Below are 3925 nucleotides of genomic sequence, written 5' to 3' on the forward strand. Positions count from 1 at the left end.
TCGAACTCGGCCCCGACGCCGCCCTCACCCCCATGGCCACCCAGACCCTCGACGACGACACCACCCTCGCCGTCCCGGCCCTGCGCCGCGGGCAGGACGAGCCGGGCACGGTCGTGTCGGCGCTGGGCCGGCTGCACGCGCGGGGCGTCCCGGTCGACTGGCGGGCGTTCTTCGCCGTCCCCGCGGGCCGGGGCGCGGTGGAGCTGCCGACGTACGCCTTCCAGCGGCAGCGCTACTGGCTGGACGTGCCCGCCGACGCCGACGCGCCGCGGGGCGGCCGGGGCACGGGCCCCGACGAGTCGCGGTTCTGGGACGCCGTCGAGAGCGGCGACCTTGACGCGCTGGGCGCGGCGCTCGGCAGCGACGACAGCACCTCCCTCGGTGCGGCGCTGCCGATCCTCGCCGACTGGCGGCGCGGCGAACGCCTGCGGACGACGCTGGACTCCTGGACGTACCACGTCACCTGGAAGCGGCTCGCCAGGGACAACGGTGCGGGCCTGTCCGGCAGGTGGCTGGCCGTCGTGCCCGCCGGGCTCGCGGCCGGGCGGACGGCGGCGGTCCTCGACGGGCTGCGGGCCCAGGGTGCCGAGTTCACCGTGTACGAGGCCGGGACCGATCCGGAGGCCTACGGGCCGGCCCTGCGCTCGGTGCTGGAGGGTGCGGGTGAGCTCGGCGGCGTGCTGTCGTTGCTCGCGCTGGACACCCGTCCGCACCCGGAGCGTCCGGCGCTGACCCGGGGCCTCGCCGCGCTGGCGCTGCTGCTGCCGGCGCTGGAGGAGGCCGGCACGGGGGCCCGTCTGTGGTCACTGACCCAGGGGGCCGTGGCCGGCTGCGCCGACGGTGTCGTGGAGGACCCGGCGCAGGCCCTGGTCTGGGGCTTCGGTGTGGCGGCCGCGCTGGAGTTCCCGCGGCTGTGGGGCGGCCTGGTCGACCTGCCGGGCTCCGGCGGGCTGGACCGCAGGGCGGTGCAGCGGCTCGCCGTGGCGCTGGGCGGTCCGCAGGGCGAGGACCAGCTGGCCGTCCGCCCGTCGGGCGTGTTCGTACGGCGTCTGACGCGGGCCCCGCAGCGGCGGGCGGCGTCGGACTGGGTGCCGCGCGGCACCGTGCTGATCACCGGTGGTACGGGCGGCGTCGGGGCGCGGATCGCCCGTCGGCTGGCCCGGGCCGGTGCGGACCGTCTCGTGCTGAGCGGGCGGCGCGGTCCGGCCGCGGAGGGAGTGGCCGAACTCGTCGCCGAGCTGCGCGAACTGGGGGCCGAGGCCACGGTGGTGGCCTGTGACGTGACGGACCGTTCCTCGGTGGCGGCGCTGCTGGACGCGGTGCCCGCCGACCGGCCGCTGACCGCGGTGGTGCACGCGGCGGGCGTCGGACAGTTCACGTCGGTCGCGGACACCTCCGTACCGGAGATGGAGCGGGTCCTCGCCGGGAAGGTGCTGGGCGCAGCCCATCTCGACGAACTCCTCGGCGACCAGCCGCTGGACGCCTTCGTGCTGATCTCCTCCAGTGCCGGGGTGTGGGGCGGCGGCGGGCAGAGCTCGTACGCGGCCGCCAACGCCTACCTGGACGCGCTCGCCGAGCGGCGCCGCGCCCTGGGCCGCAGGGCGACGTCCGTGGCGTGGGGCTCGTGGGGCGGGGCCGGTATGGGCGCCGCCGACGGGGCGGCCGAGCGGATGCGCCGCCTGGGTGTGCCGCCCATGGACCCGGAACTGGCGGCGGCCGCGCTGCTGCGGGCCGTCGGCCGGGGCGAGACGACCGTGGTCGTCGCGGACGTGGAGTGGGCGCGCTTCGCGCCCGGGTTCACCGCGGCCCGGCCCAGCGCGCTCATCGGGGAGCTGCCGGAGGTCGTCGAAGCCCTGCGCGAGGACCCGGTGCCCGCGGCGGGCGGCGCCGCCGGCGGCGGTTCCTTCGCGGACCGCGTCGCGGCACTGCCGGCTGGTGAACGGGCCTCGTTCGTCCTGGAGTCGGTGTGCGAGGCGGCGGCCGCCGTGCTCGGGCACGCCTCCGGCGCGTCGATCGTCCCGGAGCGGACCTTCAAGGAGCTGGGCGTCGACTCGATGACCGCCGTGGAGCTGCGCAACCGGCTCGGCGCGGCCACCGGGGTGCGGCTGCCGGCGACGCTGGCGTTCGACCATCCGACGCCGCGGCGGCTCGCCGACCACCTGCTCGCCGAGGCCGTCGGCGGCACGGCTCCGGCGCCCGTCCCGGTCGCGCCGCGGGCCGAGCTGGACGACGACCCGATCGCGATCGTGTCCATGGCCGGGCGGTTCCCGGACGGCCTGGACTCGCCGGAGGCGCTGTGGAGGCTCCTCGCCGAGGGCGGCGACGCGATCTCCGGCTTCCCCACCGACCGCGGCTGGGACCTGGAGGGCCTGTACGACCCCGAGCCGGGGACGCCGGGCAAAACGTATTCGCTCAAGGGCGGCTTCCTGCGCGGCGCCGACCGCTTCGACGCGGCGTTCTTCGGGATCTCGCCGCGCGAGGCGCTGGCCATGGACCCGCAGCAGCGGGTGATCCTGGAGACCGCGTGGGAGGTGTTCGAGCGCGGCGGCATCGACGTGCGGGAGCTGCGCGGCAGCCGTACCGGAGTCTTCGTCGGCGCCTTCCACACCGGGTACGCGGTCGGCGCGGACAACGACGAGATCGAGGGTTACACGGCGACCGGCAACCAGCCGAGCGTGCTGTCGGGCCGGGTCGCGTACACCTTCGGCTTCGAGGGTCCCGCCGTCACGGTCGACACCGCCTGCTCGTCGTCGCTGGTCGCCCTGCACCTCGCGGCGCGGGCGGTGCGCGGCGGTGAGTGCGACCTGGCGCTGGCGGGCGGAGTGACGATCCTCGCCACCCCGGACGGCTTCGTGGAGTTCTCACGGCAGCGCGGGCTCGCCACGGACGGGCACTGCAAGGCGTTCGCGGCGGCCGCCGACGGCACCGGCTGGTCGGAGGCGGCGGGCCTGCTGCTCGTCGAGCGGCTGTCGGACGCCCGCCGCAACGGCCACGAGGTGCTCGGGCTGCTGCGCGGCAGCGCCGTCAACCAGGACGGCGCCTCCAACGGTCTCACCGCCCCCAACGGCCCCTCCCAGCAGCGGGTGATCCTTCAGGCCCTGGCCGACGCCGGGCTGTCCACCGCGGACGTCGACCTGGTCGAGGCGCACGGCACCGGCACCCGGCTCGGCGACCCGATCGAGGCCCAGGCCCTCCTCGCCACCTACGGACAGGGCCGGCCGGAGGACCGGCCGCTGTGGCTGGGCTCCTCCAAGTCGAACATCGGTCACGCGCAGGCGGCGGCCGGGGTCACCGGCATCATCAAGGTGATCATGGCGATGCGGCACGGCGTCATGCCGAAGACGCTGCACGTCGACGAGCCGACCCCGCACGTCGACTGGTCGGCGGGCGCCGTCGAGCTGCTCACCGAGGCCCGCCCCTGGCCGGAGAGCGGCCACCCGCGCCGTGCCGGTGTCTCCTCCTTCGGCGTCAGCGGCACCAACGCCCACGTCGTCATCGAGGAACCGCCGGCCGCGGAGGAGGCTCCGGAGTCCACCGACGTCCCCGAACTCCCGGTGGTCGACTGGCAGCTGTCGGGCAGCACGCCGCAGGCGCTGCGCGCGCAGGCCGAGCGGCTGCTCGACTTCGTCCGCGAGCCCGGCGCCCCGGCCGCCCGGGACACCGGCCTGGCGCTGACCCGCCGGCCGGCGCTGGACCACCGCGCGGTGATCGTGGGCACGGACCGCGACGAGCTGCTGGCGGGCCTGACGGCACTCGCCGGGGGGACGTCCGCGCCGGGCACGGTCACGGGCACGGACGTCCACCGGAAGCTGGCGGTGCTGTTCACGGGGCAGGGCGCGCAGCGCGCCGGGATGGGGCGTGAACTGTACGACGCGTTCCCGGTGTTCGCCGACGCCTACGACACCGTGTGCGCCGCACTCGACCA

1 protein-coding gene is annotated in these 3925 nt (G+C 76.5%); it reads left to right on the forward strand.

The genetic code is table 11. The features are described from left to right. Positions 1–3925, forward strand: a 3925-nt coding sequence (locus ACF1A1_RS39270; RefSeq protein ID WP_392006975.1) for an SDR family NAD(P)-dependent oxidoreductase, incomplete at both ends; no start/stop codon positions are given.

It is taken from the genome of Streptomyces sp. NPDC014995 (assembly GCF_043080745.1).
Lineage (GTDB): Bacteria > Actinomycetota > Actinomycetes > Streptomycetales > Streptomycetaceae > Streptomyces.